The sequence below is a fragment of the Ruminobacter amylophilus genome, assembly GCF_900115655.1.
Taxonomy (GTDB): Bacteria; Pseudomonadota; Gammaproteobacteria; order Enterobacterales; family Succinivibrionaceae; genus Ruminobacter; species Ruminobacter amylophilus.
The window spans coordinates 1-19,052 of record NZ_FOXF01000047.1; the positions used below are offsets into that span (position 1 = coordinate 1).

Sequence of the window (19,052 nt, forward strand, 5' to 3'; positions counted from 1 at the left end):
ACTCGTCAGCCAGGAAGCAAGCTTCCTGCTGTTACCGTTCGACTTGCATGTATTAAGCCTGCCGCCAGCGTTCAATCTGAGCCATGATCAAACTCTTCACTTTAAATTAGTTGAAGTTTTTTCGGCTCTCTTTGAATGACTGTCTTTCTAATTGCTCTTAGATTTGACACTCAGCTTCTTCAAGAACCATTTTTTATTTCAGCTCATGAATTCAGCGAGTGCCCACACAGATTGTCTAGATTCGTTTTTAAAGAACTTTTTGTTTTTCGCTGTGCTCAGCGAACGATGTGTATTTTAGGTTTTTTATTTTTTTCGTCAACTGTTTTTTTGATCTTTTTCGCAAAAAACTTATCTTTTGAATAAATTTTACCCAAAACACACAAATTTTATCCACATCGTTTAATTTTCCCCCACTTTTATTTACATAATGACGAAGAATTTAAATTTACACCATTCAGTAAAAAAGGGACATTATGTCTAATGCCCCCTTTTATACTTGCACTCAACCTATTGTTCTTCAGAAAACTGTTTTACAGTCTACTTTCTGTGAACAACCAGTTTGTCCTCATCAGTTAAATCAACCGTGTAGGTACTGTCAGGCATTAATTCCCCTTTAAGCACCAGCTGAGCAAGCTGATTTTCCACAACATCCTGGATAGCTCTTCTCAACGGTCTTGCGCCGAAAACAGGATCAAAACCTATATGAGCAACACGGGCAAGCAGACTATCAGCAAATTCAACATGATAACCTGACTCGCTCAGACGACTGCTCAGACTTCTCAGGTGAATACCTGCAATCTTTCTGATGCATTCTTCATCCAGAGGATGGAATACCACAGTTTCGTCAATACGATTCAGGAATTCAGGCTTGAAGTGTCCGCGAAGTACCTGGAACAGATCACTCTTTATTTCATCATAACTCTTATGACCGGTTTCCTCCTGAATAATCTCAGAACCGATATTCGAGGTCATGATAATCACTGTATTCTTGAAGTCTACTGTTCTTCCCTGTCCGTCGGTAAGTCTGCCATCGTCAAGAACCTGAAGCAGAATGTTGAATACGTCAGGATGAGCCTTTTCCACCTCATCAAGCAGAATAACACTGTATGGGCGTCTTCTTACGGCTTCGGTCAGATATCCGCCTTCATCGTAGCCGACATATCCCGGAGGTGCACCTACAAGACGGCTTACGGAGTATTTCTCCATAAACTCACTCATATCTATGCGGACCATCGCATCCTTCGTATCAAACATAAACTCGGCCAGCGCTTTGCACAGTTCTGTTTTACCCACACCGGTAGGTCCCATAAACAGGAATGAACCTATAGGTCTGTTAGGATCAGACAAACCGGCTCTGCTTCTTCTGATGGCATTCGCGATGGCATCAACAGCTTCATTCTGTCCAATTACCTTGTCGTGAAGACTGTTTTCCATATTCAGAAGTTTTTCCTTTTCACCGGCCATCATTTTTGCAACAGGAATGCCGGTCGCTCTGGATACAACCTCTGCAATTTCATTTTCCGTTACCTTGTTACGGAGTAATTTCGGGGTATCCTTGTTGTTCTTTGCATCCTGCTGAAGTCTGCTTACGTTTTCAATCTGCTTTTCCAATGAAGGAATTACACTGTAACGAAGTTCACCGGCTCTTTCAAACTCTCCCTTTCTCTGAGCGATTTCACAGTCAAACTTAGCTTTCTCAAGTTCTTCCTTGATCTGCTGAACTCCCTGCATGCAGGACTTCTCCGCCTTCCAGATATCTTCAAGTTCACTGTACTCACGTTCCTTGCTTTCAATTTCTTCAGTAAGAATTTCAAGACGTTTTTTACTTGCCTCATCGGAATCCTTGGCCACAGCCTGACGTTCCATCTTCAGCTGTATCAGTTTACGTTCAAGACGATCCAGCGGCTCAGGCTTTGAATCGATCTGTATTCTGATACTTGCAGCTGCTTCATCAATCAGGTCAATAGCCTTATCCGGAAGCTGTCTGTCAGTAATGTATCTGTTGGACAGTGTCACCGCAGCAATGATGGCCGGATCCGTAATTTCAACATGGTGATGCAGTTCGTAACGTTCCTGCAGGCCTCTCAGAATTGCAATGGTATCCTCTACTGACGGTTCACCTACAAATACCTTCTGGAATCTTCTTTCCAGAGCAGCATCCTTCTCAATGAACTTGCGGTATTCATCCAGAGTGGTTGCGCCCATACAGTGCAGATCCCCGCGGGCAAGAGCAGGCTTTAACATGTTTCCCGCATCCATTGCACCATCAGCGCCGCCTGCGCCAACCATGGTATGAATTTCATCGATAAAGAGAATTACCCTGCCTTCTTCCTTTGCCAGTGCGTTCAGCACCGCCTTTAATCTTTCTTCAAATTCACCTCTGTATTTTGCACCTGCAATCAGAGCCCCCATATCAAGAGAAAGAAGTCTCTTATTCTTCAGTCCCTCAGGGACCTCCCCCTTGACAATACGCTGGGCAAGGCCTTCAACAATTGCGGTTTTACCTACACCAGGTTCACCGATAAGCACAGGATTGTTTTTTGTTCTGCGCTGCAGTACCTGAATGGCTCTTCTGATTTCCTCATCACGGCCGATTACAGGATCCAGTTTGCCTCTTTCAGCTCTGGCAGTCAGATCTATGGTATATCTTTCAAGTGCACGGCGGTTTGATTCAACTTCCGCATCATTTACCTTCTCACCGCCACGAACCTTGTTAATGGCTTCGTCAAGTTTACCTTTGTTAATACCGCATTTCGTGAATACATTCCTTACCAGAGAATCTTCAGTGAATGCAGCTTTTACAAAGAGTTCTGATGAAATGAATTTATCCTGATACTCTTTGGCAAGTCTTTCACTCTGATTGAATACTCTGCCCGTAGCCGGAGACATCTGAATGTCCGCACCTGCACCCTTGACAACAGGAAACTTCTTTATCTCTTCATCAAGAAGAATTTTTACCGCATTTGCATCTGCTCCGCACAATGTCAGGATTGCCGGAATTGAACTTCCCTGCATGCTTATTAATGCTTCAACAATGTGTGCAGGTTCTATTAGCTGCTGCTCGTTGACAACTACAAGAGAATTAGCATCCTGTAGAGCCTCCTGCAGCTGTGTAGTCAATGATTCTAATCTCATACTCTGTCACCTCTGTTTTTTCAAATCTCACACTTATGACATGGGATCTTTTAAAAAATATTCAAGGACAAAAGTAAAAATATGATTGTTTTTTTGATGAATTTTTTATGTTTTGTTATGACAATTCTTTCAAATTATTCAATCTGAAAGAAATCCTAGGAAATAAAAGAACCAACTTGCCGAACAACGATTAAACAGCATATGCAGCATATAAGAAACTGATGTCTGTACCGAAATGTATTCCCAGAACACAGACGTACGAAACCGGATAAAACATGGATTTTCGCACATCTGCAGAACCTGTGTTACCTAATCCAGACAAGACTCGCCATTCTGCCTGTAATTTGCTCCCTTCGATAACTGAAAAAGCGTTCGCCGTCGCTGTAGGTACACAATCCTGATGATATTACTTTTGTTACTCCAAGGCGTTTCAATTCCATTTCGGCAAGAGCGGGAAGATCAGCGAGATATTTGTTTTCTCCGTTTTTCGGAGGCTGAACCTTAAAACACCTTTCACTCTGAGGATTCAGTCTGAAAAAAGACTCTCTCACAATCTCTCCGACCTCAAAAGCCGAAGGGCCTATACAGGGGCCGAGCCATGCGGATATTCTGTCTGGAGATATGTCCATACTCTCAACTGAATTTTTCAGAACCCCTCCGGCAAGTCCTCTCCAGCCGCAGTGAGCCGCTCCAACCACGGATCCGTCATCAGCAGCCAGCAGTACAGGCAGACAGTCTGCAGTCATTATGGCCAGCGCAATCCCCTTTTTTCTGGTTACCGATGCGTCGGCATCGGGAACACCACTAAAGGAATCATCAACCTTTACGACATTGCATGAATGAATCTGATTAAGCCAGATAATCTGATTAACCCCAGGAAGAGCATCCCCAAGAAGTTCCCGATTATCGTTTACACAGACAGGATTATCCCCCACGTGAAGACCGAGATTAAAACCGTCAAAGGGCTTCTGACTTTTCCCGCCTTTTCTTGTGGTAAAAGCCATCCCCACGGATCCGGGAATGACTGAGGATTCGGATACAATCCTCACCCCGTCGCATTTATTCGATAAGTCACCTCTGTTACAGTTCATTTAATCCTCAGTCTATGATCTGACGTCCACCTAAAATCCCCAGACAATATCATCAGGATGTTCTTTTGTATCCTCACGAAGAACTTCCACCAGTTCAATCATATCATCAGGTACCGGAGCCTCAAATGAAAGCTCCTCTCCGGTAAACGGATGTTTGAATTCAAGCTTGATTGCATGCAGAGCCTGACGAGGGAAAGTATTCACGTAACGGGTAAACTCAGCTGATGCATTAGGGATAAATCTGGCTCTCTTTCCGCCATATAAAGGATCGCCGACGAGAGGATGCTTGATATATGACATGTGCACACGAATCTGATGAGTTCTTCCTGTTTCCAGTCTCAGACGAAGTCTTGAATGCGCACGAAATTTTTCCATAACACGATAATGAGTTACGGCTTCCTTTCCATACCCTTCCGGAACAACAGACATCATAATTCTGTTTGTCTGATGTCTTCCGATTGGTTCATCCACTTCACCGCCTGCAGTCATGTGTCCGATTACAACCGCTTCGTACTCACGAACAACATCATGACGTGAAATAGCCTTAACCAGCTTATGTACCGCTCTGATTGTCTTGGCTATAACCATGAGTCCAGATGTATCCATATCAAGTCTGTGAACAATACCGGCTCGTGGAAGATTGATGCTTTCAGGATATCTGTAAAGCAGACCGTTAAGCAGGGTTCCGGTTCTGCGTCCGGCTCCCGGATGAACTGACAGGCCTGCAGGTTTGTTTATAACCAGAAGATCATCATCTTCATAAACAATATTCAGAGGTATTTCCTCCGGAATAAAATGATCTTCGCTATCAATGGTCGCATTGATAACGATGCTGTCATTTGCATTCACCTTTTCGCGCGGAACAGAAGCCACATTGCCGTTCACGGTCACCAGTCCTTCAAGGATCCACCCCTTAAGTCTGTTACGTGAATAATCTGAAAAAAGTTCACTTAATGCCTGATCCAGTCGCATGCCATGCATATCTTCTGGAATAACGGAAGTTAATTCTATAGTCTGACTCATGTATAAAAACCTCAAATTTTAGTGCATTCTAGCATATGCCGACTCTTTATACATTCCTTTTTGATTACCGACAGCTAAAGGAAGTCCGTAATCATTATCACAAACACAGCTGCCACTTGCTGAACATCTGATGTTTTAACATGCTTCTCTTTTAAATATCCATATTCTCATCATAAAATTAACTATTGCATGAATATTGAATTGTTTTTGTGTATTATATTCACTGTGTTGTTTTGTTCCGCCGCATGTAACATGCAGACCGTACCGGCGGACAGATTGCCGAGTAACGTGGTTTTTCTCCCGAAAGGCAGCAACAATTGTTAATTTATAACTGATTTTTTTTGAATTTCCAAAATTCAGATAGTGGATATTGAAATGCTGAGCACTGCAAGCAAACTGGTAATTACTTTTTTAGGCATTATTATGATGACCGGCTGTTCTTCAAAAAACAGGGATATTGTTCCGGACAAACAGCCCTATGAATTGTATATAGATGCATACAAGGCCATGGCCAATGAAAACTACAATACAGCCAGACTTAACCTTGAAGCCATTGACAACAGATATCCTTTCGGTCCGTATGCGCATCAGGTTCAGCTTAACCTAATCTACACCTACTATAAAGACAGGGAAAATGAACTGGCTATTGCGGAAATTGATAAATTTATCCGCCTGAACCCTTCAGACGAACATATTGACTATGTACTGTATATGAGAGGTCTGACCAACCAGCAGAAAGCAACTGACAGATTGCTTGATCTGATTCGCGTTGACAATTCCAATCGTGATGTATCTTTCTTTGAAGCAGCCTTTAAAGACTTCAGTCGCCTCTATACATCGTACCCTAACAGCCTTTATGCCGCTGATGCCTATGCAAGAATGGTATACATCAGGAGTGTTCTTGCAAAGCATGAACTGGCCATTGCCAAATACTATTATAAAAAACAGGCATATATATCCTCAGCCAGACACTGTCAGAAACTGATTCTTACCTACCAGGGAACTGACGAAACAAAAGATGCGATGCAGTATCTGATCAAGAGTTATCAGCATCTCAACCTTACGGAAGCCGCCGCACACACTCAAAGGATGTATGACCTGAACTTTGCAAACTGATATAAAAGTTTAGCATCGGCTGCACAAACTTCTCTGTCATAGAAAATTAAAAACGGTAACCGTCAGCTGTACGGTTACCGTTTTCTATTGCAATCTTTTCTTGGCGCACCGAATCTAGACTTTCACCTCGCGCACGATTCCGTTAGGTAACAGAATCAGCTTTCCTATTGTATGACCGCCGCCTATTACCGCATGCGCCTTTGCTCCGTCTTTCAGGAAGAAGCTTTCAGAAATATGTACTTTAAGATCTCCGTCAGCAATCATATCAAGCATCTTCTTTAACTGAGCCTTATTCTGCTTAACAACCATACCTGCAACATTTATCGACATATCGGTAGCCGCCAGTCTTACAGCCTGATAAGTAACGGTTGGAACTGAAACCATGGTAGCATTGAGTTTCAGAAGAGAAAGGTTGTTGATGGCGCTCTGTCCTCCCACAAGATCTATAAAGAGATCCGCCTCACTCTGCCACTTCAGACATTCCTCATGATCGTACTCGGCTACTCCGTCTGCACCCAAATCCTTAACAAACTGATGATTTTCCTTGGAACATATTCCCAAAACCCTGGCGCCGGCATTCTTTGCAAGCTGAACGGCAAGATGTCCTACTCCGCCTGCGGCCGCTGAAATAATAACGGTCTGCTCAGGCTGAAGATGTCCTATGTCAAACAGAGCCTGATACGCAGTCAGACCTGCAAGAGGCAACGCTCCGGCAACCTTTATTCCGCAGCCTTCAGGAATTTTAATAAGTTCACTTGCCTGAAAATTATTCAGAGAACTGTAAGCCCCGCCATTCAGGGGAAATCCGACCAGACCGCAAACTTTGTCACCTTTCTGAAAATCTTCACAGTCCTTTGGAACCTTGACAACCTCACCACTCATATCAAAGCCTATCACCCACGGGAATCTTTCTCCGCGGGTCTTGGCAGCGAAACTGGTTCCAAGACGAATTTTGGTATCGATGACATTAACCCCGGCCGCCAGAATCTTTACCTGTACTTCATCTTTTTTCGGGGATGTAACTTCCGTACTGTCATTAAATACCAGATTTTCTACTCCGCCATAAGCGCAAAGCTCTAATGCTGACATAAAACATCCTATTTTTCTTGTCACAAATGTAGAATGTGCACATTCTACATTATTTTGAATGTAATAAACATCAGAATTAAATAATATAAATGACCTACAACACAATACATGTAAATGTTTATATCCATAAAAATAATTATACCGGTTTAATTATCTTTATCCGGCACAATCAAAAAAATTAACAAAACTAAAATCAGTTAGGTAAAATATCAAGAGTTTCATCAAAAAAGCATCCAATTCCGCATCGTTATTTAATCAAACAGAATATACTAATTATATGAGTAATCAGACATCAGACACTTTTGTATACAACCCTCCGATGGATCCGTTTCTCGAAGTTCTCTATGAAGACACTGACATTATAGTGGTAAACAAACCAAGCGGACTTTTGAGCGTTCCCGGCAAAGCTGCCGAACACAATGACAGCATTTTAAGTCGTGTCAGAAGGGATAACCCTGAAGCCGCCGCAGTACACAGACTGGATATGAGTACTTCGGGCATACTGGTTGTTGCAAAAAACAAAATGGCTACCGGACGACTCGGCAAACAGTTTCAGGAACGAAAAACCCACAAGATTTACTTTGCATGGGTCGGAGGGATTGTTGAACAGGATCATGGGGTTGTCAACAAGCCCCTGTGCGTGGACTGGTTGAACAGGCCGCTCCAGAGAGTTGATTACGTCAACGGACGTGAGGCTATTACAAATTTCAAATGTCTGAAAAGAGAAAATGACAGGACTCTGGTGAAGCTTCAGCCGATAACTGGCAGATCCCATCAGCTGAGAGTTCACATGATGGTTCTTGGACATCCTATACTCGGGGATCATTTATACGCTCCTCCTGAATTAAGGGATATCGTACCTCATCTGCAGCTGCATGCGGGATATCTGTCATTTTATCATCCGGTTACAAATGAGCTGATGGAGTTTAAGCACCTGCCGCCTTTCAGAATTCCGGAAGATGTTGAGCTGTTTTAGACTCCTGCTGCTGTTTCAGTAATATTTTGGAGGGAATACTGCATGGATAAAGAAATTACCTTTGCAATTGCATACGATTTTGACGGCACCCTCAGTAACCACAATATGCAGGAATATGATTTTATTCCTAAACTCGGGGTTACAGCTGGTGACTTCTGGAAGGAAGCAGCCGAAATCGGTATTAAACATAATGCAGACCATATTCTGTCTTATATGTACCTGATGATCAAAAAGGCTACCGCTGCAGATATTCCCATCAGAAGAGAGGACTTTGTCAACAACGGGAAAAAAATAACTCTTTTCCCCGGAGTAGACACATGGTTCGATCGTATCAACGAGTTCGGAAAAAGTATCGGTGTCAATGTCGAACACTACATTATATCTTCCGGATTGAAGGAGATAATTGAAGGCAGTCCCATCAATGGTAAATTTAAAAAAGTATTTGCCTCCAGTTTCATGTACGATGCCAACGGCGTGGCCTGCTGGCCGGCACAGGCGGTAAACTACACAACCAAAACCCAGTATTTGTTCAGAATAAACAAAGGGGCGTTCGATGAAAGCGAAAATGCAACCGTGAACAGATACATTCCTGATGAACAGAGAAACATTCCATTCAACAGAATGCTGTTTATCGGTGACGGTTCCACTGACATTCCATGCTTCAGAGTAATGAATAATCTTGGGGGGCACTCAATAGCTGTCTATGATGACAATAATCCTAACGGCAAAAACAATGTCAAGGATATATGTGCGTCCGGCAAACGTGCATCACTTATATTCAAAACCGACTACTCTGAAAATTCACCTATTGAAAACGCGGTAAAGGCGATACTGAAAAAAGCAGTATCAGAAGCCGAAATTCTGGATCTTATCCAGAAAACCAGAAAAGAATTCGGTATTGCCACCGAATAGTGCGATACGGGTTACCATATCTCACTGAAAATCCGTTTAACACGCCAACATGAATAAATAACCCGTTCAGCAGAACGGGTTATTTATATGAAAAAAATCTAGAAATCAACGTGATTCATAGTACTTCTTCAGAATCTCATAAGCCTTCTGAATAACCTTTGTTTTTTCGGAATAAAGCTTAATCATATCCGGACTCAAACCTCTTGAAGCCAGACGATCAGGATGATATTTTTTCATCATTTTAAGATAGGCTGACCGCACATCATTGATACTGGCTTTCTTGGTTAAACCGAATACTTCAAGAGAATTTGAAATTTCATCATGTGGAACATACCCTCTGTTGTAACTGCTGGTGGTAATCTGAGCTTCCGCATACTTCTGTCTTGTACCGAGTGTGGATATAAAATTTTCAAATTCACTGATAGCTTTATTCTGCCTTATGTATTTTTCAAGCTTGAACAGAGGAATAGCCATTCTTTCAGCTACTCTGCTCAGCCGGTTTTTCTCTTCAATGGTCATCACACCGTCAATAAAAACAACATAAACCAGAAATTCAAGAAGGCGATGACGATATACCTCATCATCATTGATGGCTGCACGAAGTTTCACACAGGTATCCGTAGGATCAAAGCCTACTGTTCGGCCAATGTTAAACTGTTCCTCAAAAAAAGCCTTATCTTCCTCACTGTCTGCCAGATCATCCAGTGTTTTCAGAATTTTTTCCAGCTGGTTAGGCTTGGCTCTTGAGTTGTGAGAAATATACCCTGCAAGAATAAATTTGGAGGCGTTGAATACCCTTTTCTGTTCTTCCGTATATTCTGGTCTTTTGTTTGCAGGATTATATTTTTTATCAAGCGTTGCCCCCAGTATCCAGGCGACACCAACAAGAATGATGGCCGGCATGGGAGTATCAATCATAAAGTAACAGCTGATAAAGGCGGTAATGATAACAAATATCAGGGTATAGGCTCTCTTTGCCACTTGCATAACAACGTCACTCATATCCAGCTCCTATTTTTCCTGATGTCTCAGTCTTAAGTCCAGATTATTTAATCTTTCAGGAGTTCCTACATCACACCAGTACGCATTCAGATAACGGGCCAGCAGCTTTCTGTCTGCGCTCCATTTTTCAAAATACGGCTTAAGCTTGGCTCTTTCATCCGGAATGTCCTTAAATGCTTCCGGACGATATACGGATATACCGCTGAATGTCAATTCAGGAGTAAGATCCAGATACCCGTCTCTGATACAGAAATCTCCCTGCGGATGAAAATCAGGATTGTCAGTAAGATAAAGACACCCTAAGGCATCCCCAAGCTCGAGATTAACCAGTTCTGCATAATCAAATTCACTGTAAACATCACCGTTAACAACGATAAACGGTTCATTGCCCAAAAGATGAAGAGCATGTCTGATTCCACCGGCAGTCTCAAGTCCGCCCTGCTGCTCGGGGGAGTAACTTATCCTGACACCGTATCTGCTGCCGTTTCCAAGGGATTTTTCAATAACGTCACCCAGCCATGCATGATTGATGACCAAATCCTTAATACCGACATTCTTCAGTTTTTCAATATGGTATTCAATTAAAGACTTATCATTTACTTTCAGTAAAGGTTTTGGTGTGGTATCGGTCAGAGGTCTCATTCTTTCGCCTCTGCCGGCGGCCAGAATCATAGCCTTCATAATAACAATCCTTGTCTACGGAAATTATTGATAATCACAGTCAAAACTACAGACTGCATACGGGTTTACGATCTATTATTGCATTTTAATCCGAAAAAAAGAATAAACCTACAATATAAATAGGCGCGTCTGATTATAGTGTGTACACGTCCACATTTAAACTACAAAACCGGCTTTCCGCAGATAATAAACTCAGAAAGCCGGTTTTATGTTCAAATCAGTTGCTGAGGCTTAATGTCACCTCTTTAAATTTGCAGGGTTAAAAGTACTGCACTCGTCCACCATAGATGCAAAATCGACATTATGCCTTTCATATTTTGTAAAAAGATCGCTAAGCCCCGATAAAGACGGATACATACTGCAGATCATCTTAATGTTGTAGATAACTCGTGGAATATACTGCAGGTATCCTTTCTTACCATCACGAAGATAGAGTCTGCTGAATATCCCCACACACTTGTAAAGTCTCTGGATGGCCGTCAGATAAACCATCTTTCTGAACTGCACAAAATCAACGTTTTCAGAAACAACCTTTCGCTTTTTGACTTCATTGAGAAATGCCTTTGTCAGGGAATTTCTTTCCTTTTCGGAAAAATCGCGGTAACAGTCAAAAACCATTGAGGCAAAATCGTAGCACAGAGGCCCGTGAACACTGTCCTGAAAATCAACCAGGGCAAATTCATCTCCGGTAATCATTATGTTACGACAGTGAAAATCGCGATGCATGAAAACCTGCGGTTGCTTCAGATTGTTTGCAATCATTATTCTTGAAGCACTTTCCAGCGTTTTCTGATCCCTTTTTGAAAATGTCACACCCAAAGCTTTCTGAAAATACCATTCCGTGCCAATGGTTATTTCCCTCAGCATGAACTCCCTGTCAAACGGAGGAAGATCCCCCGCATCAGCCGCAGTAAGTCTGCCAAGAAGAGATACAGCATCAAGACATAGAGCTGTACCATCTGCAGAACTCATTCTTTTTGACATGGTTTCATCACCGAGATCATCAACAAGAATGAACCCCTGTTCATAATCTACGGCAATCACCTTTGGCACACGAATACCGTTCGAAAGATACATACCGCTTAAATCTACAAATTCATGATTCTTCTCTGTTGCCGGAGGAGCATCCATCAGAATTCCTTCATCAACACGGTAAAACTTTCTGAATGACGCATCTCCACTGATCATTACTGGAGTGGATACATGCTTTTCAGACAGCCCTCTGTACCACAAAGTCAGAGCTTCAAGTCTTTCGTTAGACATTTATTTTTTCCTGAACATTAAATCCCAAACACCATGCCCCAGACGCTGACCTCTTAATTCAAATTTGGTAAGCGGACGGAAATCCGGTCTCGGCACGTATGTATTATCTGCTGACAGATTTTCAATACGGGAGTCTGCACTTAAAACCTCCAGCATCTGTTCAGCATAATTTTCCCAATCGGTGGCCATATGAATCACACCGCCCTGTCTGAGCTTAGGCATGATCATATCCAGAAATTCCGGTTTTACAATTCTTCTCTTATGATGGCGTGCTTTATGCCACGGATCAGGGAAATAAAGCTGCAGAGTATCAACAGAATCATCAGGAATCATACTGTTAAATACCTCAACGGCATCATGATGAACAACTCTGAGATTTGATATATTATGATCCCTGATATCAGCCAGACAGGCCCCTATACCGGGAGTATGAACCTCAATACCGATAAAATTGCGTTCTGGAGCCTTAGAAGCCATTTCAACCAGAGATTTACCCATACCGAAGCCGATTTCCACGGTGAGAGGAGCATTACTGCGTCCGAATACCTTATCCAGATCAAGCAGTGAGTCAGTATACTCAATCCCCCATTCAGGCCACAATTCCCTGAGAGCTCTTTCCTGCCCGGTAGTCAGACGACCTTCTCTTAATACGTAGCTCTTAATTCTTCTCAGATGAGGAACTTCTTCTTCAATTACACTTTCCATAAATTATATTCTGCCTGTTAGTAAATCGGTTAAATCCTAGGTTTGTGAATATCTAGGGCTTGAAACGTGAATATTATAACTGATGTTCATAACTAGTCCACTTAAAACCTGAACCGGTTATACTTTATCAGTGTGGAAACACAGAAGCCGTAAACATGCGTTTACGGCTTCTGACTTATCATTTTGCACTCAGGAACTTGATTAAATCAAACCGAGATCCTGCATTGCACTCTTGATTTCAGCCTTGGTCTGAGCTGAGAGAGGCATTACCGGCAGACGGCATTCTTCAGTACATAAGCCAAGCAGTGAGCATGCGTACTTAGCACCGGCCGGACTTGGTTCCTTGAACATCAGCTTGTGCATACGCATCAGGCTGTCCTGTTTTTCACGGGCTTCAAGATACTTGCCGGCAAGGGTAAGAGCCTGAACTTCAGCAACAAGCTTTGGAGCAACGTTTGCAGTTACGGAAATTACACCGGTACCGCCAGCCACGTTGTAACTTACGGCTGTAGCATCTTCTCCGGAAAGCCATACGAAATCCTTTCTCTTGATAAGCTGTCTTTCAACCCATGGTCTTGCCAGATCACCGGTAGCATCTTTGATACCGATTACTCGTGGAAGCTCAGCAAGCTTTGCAACGGTTTCAGGAAGAATATTAACCACAGCTCTGCCAGGAATGTTGTACAGAACAATAGGAATATTGGTTTCATCATGAAGCTTTTTGAAATGTGCGTACAGGCCATCCTGGTTAGGACGGTTATAATAACCTGCTACATGTAGAGTAGCATCGGCTCCGGCCTTTTCTGCAACCTTGCTGTATTCAATTGCTTCAACAGGATTGTTTGAACCGGCACCAGCGATAATGCTCATCTTGCCCTTGGCAATTTCAGCCGTAATTTCGATAACACGGCAGTGTTCTTCAGGGGTAAGGGTAGGACATTCACCGGTAGTACCAACAGGAACAATACCGTTTGTTCCCTGTTCGATGTGCCACTTAACAATATTGCGGAGAGCAACTTCATCAAGTTTTCCGTCTTTAAACGGAGTAATAAGAGCAACTATTGATCCATGGATCATTCTTTTACTTTCCTTTGCTAAAATTATCAACAAGCCGACTTATTATACTCCGAAGAGAAACAATATTCGATCCTAAAATGATCAACTTGCCGGCTTTTATTTCAACCTGTTACCGGATTACTTCTGAGGTCTGAGGGTTGGGAATAAAATTACGTCTCTGATGGTATGGCAGTTTGCAAACAGCATAACCAGACGGTCAATACCGATACCTTCACCTGCAGTTGGAGGTAAACCGTGTTCCAGAGCTGTAATGAAGTCTGCATCATAATACATGGCTTCATCATCACCGGCTTCCTTCTGTTCAACCTGCGCTCTGAATCTTGCGGCCTGATCCTGTGCGTCGTTAAGTTCTGAGAACGCATTACCAAGTTCACGACCTGCAATAAAGAATTCGAAACGGTCTGTGAAATCAGGGTTCTTATCGTTTCTTCTTGCAAGAGGAGAAATTTCGAACGGATATTCAGTAATAAAGGTTGGATGCTGCAGATTGTGTTCAGCTACTTCTTCGAAGATAGCGGAAATCAGATGACCCAGCTTCCATGCACTCAGAATTTCAATATGAAGCTTTTCAGCGATGGCATGAGCACGATCATAATCTTCAAGATCTTCAGGCTTGATCCAGTCTGCATACTTTAAGATGGCTTCCTTCATTGTCAGACGGTCAAACGGCTGTGCGAAATCGAGATCAAGACCTTCTTCACCGTCTTTTGCATAATGAATCTTGGTGGTTCCGAGAACTTCAAGAGCAAGAGTCTTGAACAGATCTTCTGTAAAATCAATCAGATCATGATAATCTGCATAAGCCATGTAGAATTCCATCATGGTGAATTCAGGATTATGTCTTACGTCGATACCTTCGTTACGGAAGTTACGATTGATTTCGAACACGCGTTCAAAACCGCCTACAACCAGTCTCTTAAGGAAGAGTTCCGGTGCAATACGAAGGTACATATCCATATCAAGGGCATTGTGGTGAGTAATGAACGGTCTTGCAGATGCACCGCCTGGAATAGTCTGCATCATCGGTGTTTCAACTTCCATGAATCCGTGAGCGGTCATGTACTTTCTGATACCTGCAATAACCTTTGAACGAATAATGAAGGTGTTTCTTGAACGTTCATTTGAAATAAGGTCAAGGTATCTCTGACGACAGCGTGCTTCCTGATCCACCAGTCCCTTGAACTTTTCAGGAAGAGGACGTAATGCCTTGGTTAATAATCTTATATTGGTTACATGAACTGACAATTCGCCGGTCTTGGTCTTGAATACAAAACCTTCACAGCCAACTATATCACCGAGGTCATACTTCTTGAACTCTTCGTTGTACTGATTTTCAGGTAAATCGTCACGGGTTACGTAAATCTGAATCTTGCCACCCATATCCTGCAGGGTTGCAAATGATGCCTTCCCCATAATACGGCGGGTAAGCATACGACCGGCAATCTTCACTACATGTTTTTCAGCTTCAAGAGCTTCCGGATCCTTATCATCATAAAGGCTGTGTAAATCTGATGAGATATGATCTCTGCGGAAATCGTTAGGAAAAGCGATACCGTTTTTTCTGATTTCATCTAACTTAGCGAGACGCTGTGCCATTTCATTGTTTAACTCAGAATTCTGAGTCTCAAGCTGATTTTCCATATTTTTTCCTATTGAATTAAAGTCCTGCTTTTAAGCTTTCTCTAATAAATTCCTTTATACCGCCATCAAGTACAGATACTGTGTTTCTGTCTTCGTAGCCGGTACGTAAATCCTTCACGCGTGAATCATCAAGCACGTATGATCTGATCTGACTGCCCCAGCCTATATCAGACTTTGAGTCTTCAAGGTTCTGCTTTTCCTCCTGCTTCTTGCGAAGTTCGAGTTCATAAAGCTTAGCCTTCAGCTGCTTCATAGCCTGTTCTCTGTTCTGGTGCTGGGAACGTTCATTCTGACACTGCACTACCGTGTTCGTCGGAATATGTGTAATTCTTATAGCAGAATCGGTTTTATTGATATGCTGGCCACCTGCACCGGAAGCTCTGTACACATCAACACGGAGATCTGCCGGATTGATTTCAATCTCAATCCTGTCATCCACCTCTGGATAAACAAATGCCGAACAGAATGATGTATGACGACGATTGCCTGAATCAAAAGGAGACTTGCGCACCAGACGATGTACTCCGGTTTCAGTTCTGAACCATCCGTATGCATATGGTCCGGTGAATTTGATGGTTGCTGATTTAATCCCTGCAACTTCACCTTCAGATATTTCAATAATCTCGCTTTTGAATCCGTTCTTATCGGCAAATTTCAGATACATGCGCATAATCATGCTTGCCCAGTCCTGAGCTTCCGTTCCACCTGAACCGGACTGAATGTCCATATAACAGTTTGACGGATCGTGTTCACCACTGAACATGCGCTTAAACTCAAGTTCCGATAACAGGCTGTCAACTGAATCAAGTACGGAAACCAGCTCCTGATAAGCCATTTCGTCCTGATCACCCTTAACCATTTCAAACAGGACTTCACAGTCATCAAAATAACCGGACAGAGTCCTGAAGGTTCCTGTGCATGATTCAAGTTCCTGTTTTTCCCTGCTGAGCTCCTGATATTTGCTCTGATCTCCCCAAACATCCGGATTGGCAAGTAAACCTTCTACTTCTTCAAGTCGTTCCTGTTTACTGTCAGGGTCAAAGATACCCCCTAAGACTGTCAGTACGATTCTGATAGTCAGCTAATCTATTTTCAAGAGAGGTTATTTCAAGCATATTACGTCACTAAAGTTTTTAATAAACAAAACAATCCTCAATGTGTTGAAATCAAAAAAATCACTAAAACACAATGGGTGCTGTATTATACATTTTTTTTATCATTTTTTCGACTTAAATCTCATTCTTATTACTTAATGACCGACTCAACTCTAAATTATTTTCTTGTAAAGACCTGACTAACAGACATCATCATAGGTATTTCGGGACTTTAATTATTGCAAAAAAGATTTAAGTGGAACCATGAAGTGAAAAAACATCAGTTCATGGTATATAATATAGGTGGTCGTGATTTTAACTGTCACCTTTCCGAATTTAAACGAAAACAGGATTCATATTATGTTAAGTAATGATATTACCAATTCAGTTGCTCTGGCCCTCAAAGAGGATTTGGGCGGAGAGCTTGATGCTACTCTTGACATTACTGCTCAATTAATTCCGGCTGACCGTATCAGTGATGCTACAGTAATCACTCGTGAAGAAGGTGTATTCTGCGGTAAGGCCTGGGTTGATGAAATATTTCATCAGTTAGGAGACAAGGTTTCCGTAGAATGGCTCGTAAAGGATGGTGACAAGGTTGCTCCCGGTCAGGAACTGTTCCGTCTTCACGGCAATGCGCGCATCATGCTCACAGCTGAACGTACCGCACTGAACTTCGTACAGACATTATCAGGTGTTGCTACCGCAGTATCAGCTTATGTCAAGGAAATGGAAGGAACAAACTGCACACTTCTTGATACAAGAAAGACTGTTCCTGGATTACGTACCGCTCTGAAGCACGCGGTTGTTGCCGGCGGCGGACATAACCATCGCATGGGACTATTCGATGCATACCTGATTAAGGAAAATCACATCATGGCATGCGGTGGCATAAAACAGGCTATTGAAACAGCAAGAAAGCTTAACCCTGGCAAAATGGTTGAAGTTGAAGTTGAAAATCTTGATGAGCTCCAGCAGGCTCTTGATGCGAAGAGCGATATAATCATGCTTGACAACTTTGACATTCCGGCAATGGAAGAAGCTGTAAAGATTACAAATCATCAGGCAAAGCTTGAAATCAGTGGCAATGTAAATCTTTCCACTATTGCAAGATACGCGAAAATCGGGGTTGATTTTATTTCTGTGGGAGCTTTAACAAAGAACGTTAAAGCAATGGATCTGTCAATGAGATTCAAGAAGTAAACTACTGAATATCCACTAATAACATTTCCAAAAAAAATGAGAACCTCCGGTTCTCATTTTTTTCTCAGAATTTCAATTTAGTGCCAGTCCATTTTTCTTGCGGTAAATATAAATCGAAGCATCATATTTTAAGATAATCACATACTTTTTGACAAAAAGTATATTCAAAGAAAATGATGTAATCAAATAATATATAATAGTGCGCGAGTTATTGTTTTTTAGTATAATGTTATATAGGTGTTAAACGTCATACACAGATTTTCATAAGAGAGTTTTTTATGTTTTACAAAGTCCTTCTTTACGGCATTGTAGCACTTGTTCTAGTTGCACTGTTAGGTAAAGTCAACAGTAACACCTCGCTCTACACTGCCGACAACAATGCTGTTGAATTTATTTTTCCTGTATGGGATTGGGGTCACCCTTGGTTGTATGTGAACATTGACTCAAAAGGAGTCAGTTTCAAAAAACCTCATGATCTGCCATTAAGATTCGCTCAGGACAAGTACGATGCTCAGAAAAAGCGTTCAGAACTGGTTTGCCAGCAGAAAGGGGAAAAGAGCAATGAGTGTGAAGAAGAACTTATTGCCCTTGACAACTGCGAAGATAAACTGGATAAGGCTGAAGCTGAGCTTCAGGAACTGATGGAACAGCTAGGTGACGACATCAGACTGTCCAAGAAATATGAAAAGGAAGAATTCAACTTCTAATTCAGATTTCGTTTAAACGTACAATAAAAAATCAGTTGCAGCCGTAAAGGTCCTAAACTTTGTTGTAATTCATATGTTTAGGACACATAAGACCGAATTTCAAATAACGTGAGGTTCGGTCTTTCTATTTCTCGATTTCACTTAGGATAATATCCAGTTCGTCCAATGACTGTATGTTGTCGTCTTCGTCTGTTTCCTCTTCTTCTTTCGAGAGTTTTCCAAATATTTCCGTAGAAGGCATAGGAATGTCCAATGCTTCCATTATCCTTCTTTGAACACCGGTTACAGGAGTGTAATAACAACCTTCCCTGAATACCGTCTGTTCGATGGAATCTAG

Annotated in this window: 17 protein-coding genes and 1 rRNA gene; 5 read left to right on the forward strand and 13 right to left on the reverse strand. The window is 42.1% G+C overall.

Annotated features, from left to right (window positions below; translation table 11 throughout):
• The 4 genes from BMY80_RS09735 to rluD all read right to left on the reverse strand — a co-directional run.
• Nucleotides 1-103: ribosomal RNA gene (locus tag BMY80_RS09735) — 16S ribosomal RNA — on the reverse strand; the annotation flags it as partial.
• A 434-nt stretch (nucleotides 104-537) separates the two neighbouring features.
• Nucleotides 538-3,135 (reverse strand): ATP-dependent chaperone ClpB, encoded by a 2,598-nt coding sequence (gene clpB / locus BMY80_RS09740; RefSeq protein WP_093143228.1) that lies wholly within the window; start codon nucleotides 3,133-3,135, stop codon nucleotides 538-540.
• A 305-nt stretch (nucleotides 3,136-3,440) separates the two neighbouring features.
• Nucleotides 3,441-4,226 (reverse strand): peptidoglycan editing factor PgeF, encoded by a 786-nt coding sequence (gene pgeF, locus BMY80_RS09745; RefSeq protein WP_232218319.1) that lies wholly within the window; start codon nucleotides 4,224-4,226, stop codon nucleotides 3,441-3,443.
• A gap of 30 nt (nucleotides 4,227-4,256) precedes the next feature.
• On the reverse strand, nucleotides 4,257-5,249 hold the full coding sequence (rluD, locus tag BMY80_RS09750) for a 23S rRNA pseudouridine(1911/1915/1917) synthase RluD (RefSeq protein WP_031580173.1): 993 nt from the start codon (nucleotides 5,247-5,249) through the stop codon (nucleotides 4,257-4,259).
• 375 nt (nucleotides 5,250-5,624) lie between these two features.
• Between rluD and BMY80_RS09755 the strand changes: the two genes are divergently transcribed.
• A complete protein-coding gene (locus BMY80_RS09755; RefSeq protein ID WP_093143231.1) occupies nucleotides 5,625-6,365 on the forward strand; it encodes an outer membrane protein assembly factor BamD in 741 nt (246 codons plus the stop codon).
• Nucleotides 6,366-6,479: 114 nt separating this feature from the next.
• On the opposite strand, the gene BMY80_RS09760 is transcribed toward BMY80_RS09755, so the two are convergent.
• On the reverse strand, nucleotides 6,480-7,454 hold the full coding sequence (locus BMY80_RS09760; RefSeq protein ID WP_093143233.1) for an NADP-dependent oxidoreductase: 975 nt from the start codon (nucleotides 7,452-7,454) through the stop codon (nucleotides 6,480-6,482).
• Between the two features lie 277 nt (nucleotides 7,455-7,731).
• On the opposite strand from BMY80_RS09760, the gene BMY80_RS09765 reads away from it, so the two are divergent.
• Both BMY80_RS09765 and BMY80_RS09770 read left to right on the forward strand, forming a co-directional pair.
• Complete coding sequence (locus BMY80_RS09765) at nucleotides 7,732-8,430, forward strand: RluA family pseudouridine synthase (RefSeq protein WP_093143236.1); 699 nt, start codon at nucleotides 7,732-7,734, stop codon at nucleotides 8,428-8,430.
• Between the two features lie 42 nt (nucleotides 8,431-8,472).
• Nucleotides 8,473-9,342: an HAD family hydrolase gene (locus tag BMY80_RS09770; protein ID WP_031579966.1), complete on the forward strand. Its 870-nt coding sequence runs from the start codon at nucleotides 8,473-8,475 to the stop codon at nucleotides 9,340-9,342.
• A 105-nt stretch (nucleotides 9,343-9,447) separates the two neighbouring features.
• On the opposite strand, the gene BMY80_RS09775 is transcribed toward BMY80_RS09770, so the two are convergent.
• The 7 genes from BMY80_RS09775 to prfB all read right to left on the reverse strand — a co-directional run bounded on the left by BMY80_RS09775 (nucleotide 9,448) and on the right by prfB (nucleotide 16,826).
• Nucleotides 9,448-10,344, reverse strand: a complete 897-nt coding sequence (locus BMY80_RS09775; RefSeq protein ID WP_031579967.1) for a DnaJ domain-containing protein — start codon at nucleotides 10,342-10,344, stop codon at nucleotides 9,448-9,450.
• Nucleotides 10,345-10,353: 9 nt separating this feature from the next.
• Nucleotides 10,354-11,025: an N-acetylmuramate alpha-1-phosphate uridylyltransferase MurU gene (murU, locus tag BMY80_RS09780; protein ID WP_093143238.1), complete on the reverse strand. Its 672-nt coding sequence runs from the start codon at nucleotides 11,023-11,025 to the stop codon at nucleotides 10,354-10,356.
• Nucleotides 11,026-11,262: 237 nt separating this feature from the next.
• Nucleotides 11,263-12,288 (reverse strand): aminoglycoside phosphotransferase family protein, encoded by a 1,026-nt coding sequence (locus BMY80_RS09785; protein WP_093143240.1) that lies wholly within the window; start codon nucleotides 12,286-12,288, stop codon nucleotides 11,263-11,265.
• Nucleotides 12,289-12,993, reverse strand: a complete 705-nt coding sequence (trmB, locus tag BMY80_RS09790) for a tRNA (guanosine(46)-N7)-methyltransferase TrmB (RefSeq protein WP_093143243.1) — start codon at nucleotides 12,991-12,993, stop codon at nucleotides 12,289-12,291.
• A 201-nt stretch (nucleotides 12,994-13,194) separates the two neighbouring features.
• Nucleotides 13,195-14,070, reverse strand: coding sequence for a 4-hydroxy-tetrahydrodipicolinate synthase (dapA, locus tag BMY80_RS09795; protein WP_031579971.1), 876 nt, complete (start codon nucleotides 14,068-14,070; stop codon nucleotides 13,195-13,197).
• Nucleotides 14,071-14,187: 117 nt separating this feature from the next.
• Nucleotides 14,188-15,711: a lysine--tRNA ligase gene (gene lysS, locus BMY80_RS09800; RefSeq protein ID WP_031579972.1), complete on the reverse strand. Its 1,524-nt coding sequence runs from the start codon at nucleotides 15,709-15,711 to the stop codon at nucleotides 14,188-14,190.
• Between the two features lie 16 nt (nucleotides 15,712-15,727).
• Nucleotides 15,728-16,826 (reverse strand): peptide chain release factor 2 gene (gene prfB / locus BMY80_RS09805; RefSeq protein WP_143066508.1). Its coding sequence is split into 2 segments (ribosomal slippage): nucleotides 15,728-16,750 and nucleotides 16,752-16,826, totalling 1,098 coding nucleotides; the frame shifts between segments, so codons are not numbered across the junction.
• A 339-nt stretch (nucleotides 16,827-17,165) separates the two neighbouring features.
• Here prfB and nadC point away from each other — a divergent pair.
• Both nadC and BMY80_RS09815 read left to right on the forward strand, forming a co-directional pair.
• Nucleotides 17,166-18,008, forward strand: a complete 843-nt coding sequence (gene nadC / locus BMY80_RS09810) for a carboxylating nicotinate-nucleotide diphosphorylase (RefSeq protein WP_093143248.1) — start codon at nucleotides 17,166-17,168, stop codon at nucleotides 18,006-18,008.
• 278 nt (nucleotides 18,009-18,286) lie between these two features.
• The gene (locus tag BMY80_RS09815; RefSeq protein WP_093143250.1) at nucleotides 18,287-18,715 is read left to right on the forward strand and encodes a hypothetical protein; all 429 of its coding nucleotides are present in this window, start codon (nucleotides 18,287-18,289) and stop codon (nucleotides 18,713-18,715) included.
• 124 nt (nucleotides 18,716-18,839) lie between these two features.
• Here BMY80_RS09815 and BMY80_RS12270 read toward each other — a convergent pair.
• Nucleotides 18,840-19,052: hypothetical protein (locus BMY80_RS12270; RefSeq protein ID WP_177178564.1), on the reverse strand; the 213-nt coding region annotated here is incomplete at its 5' end.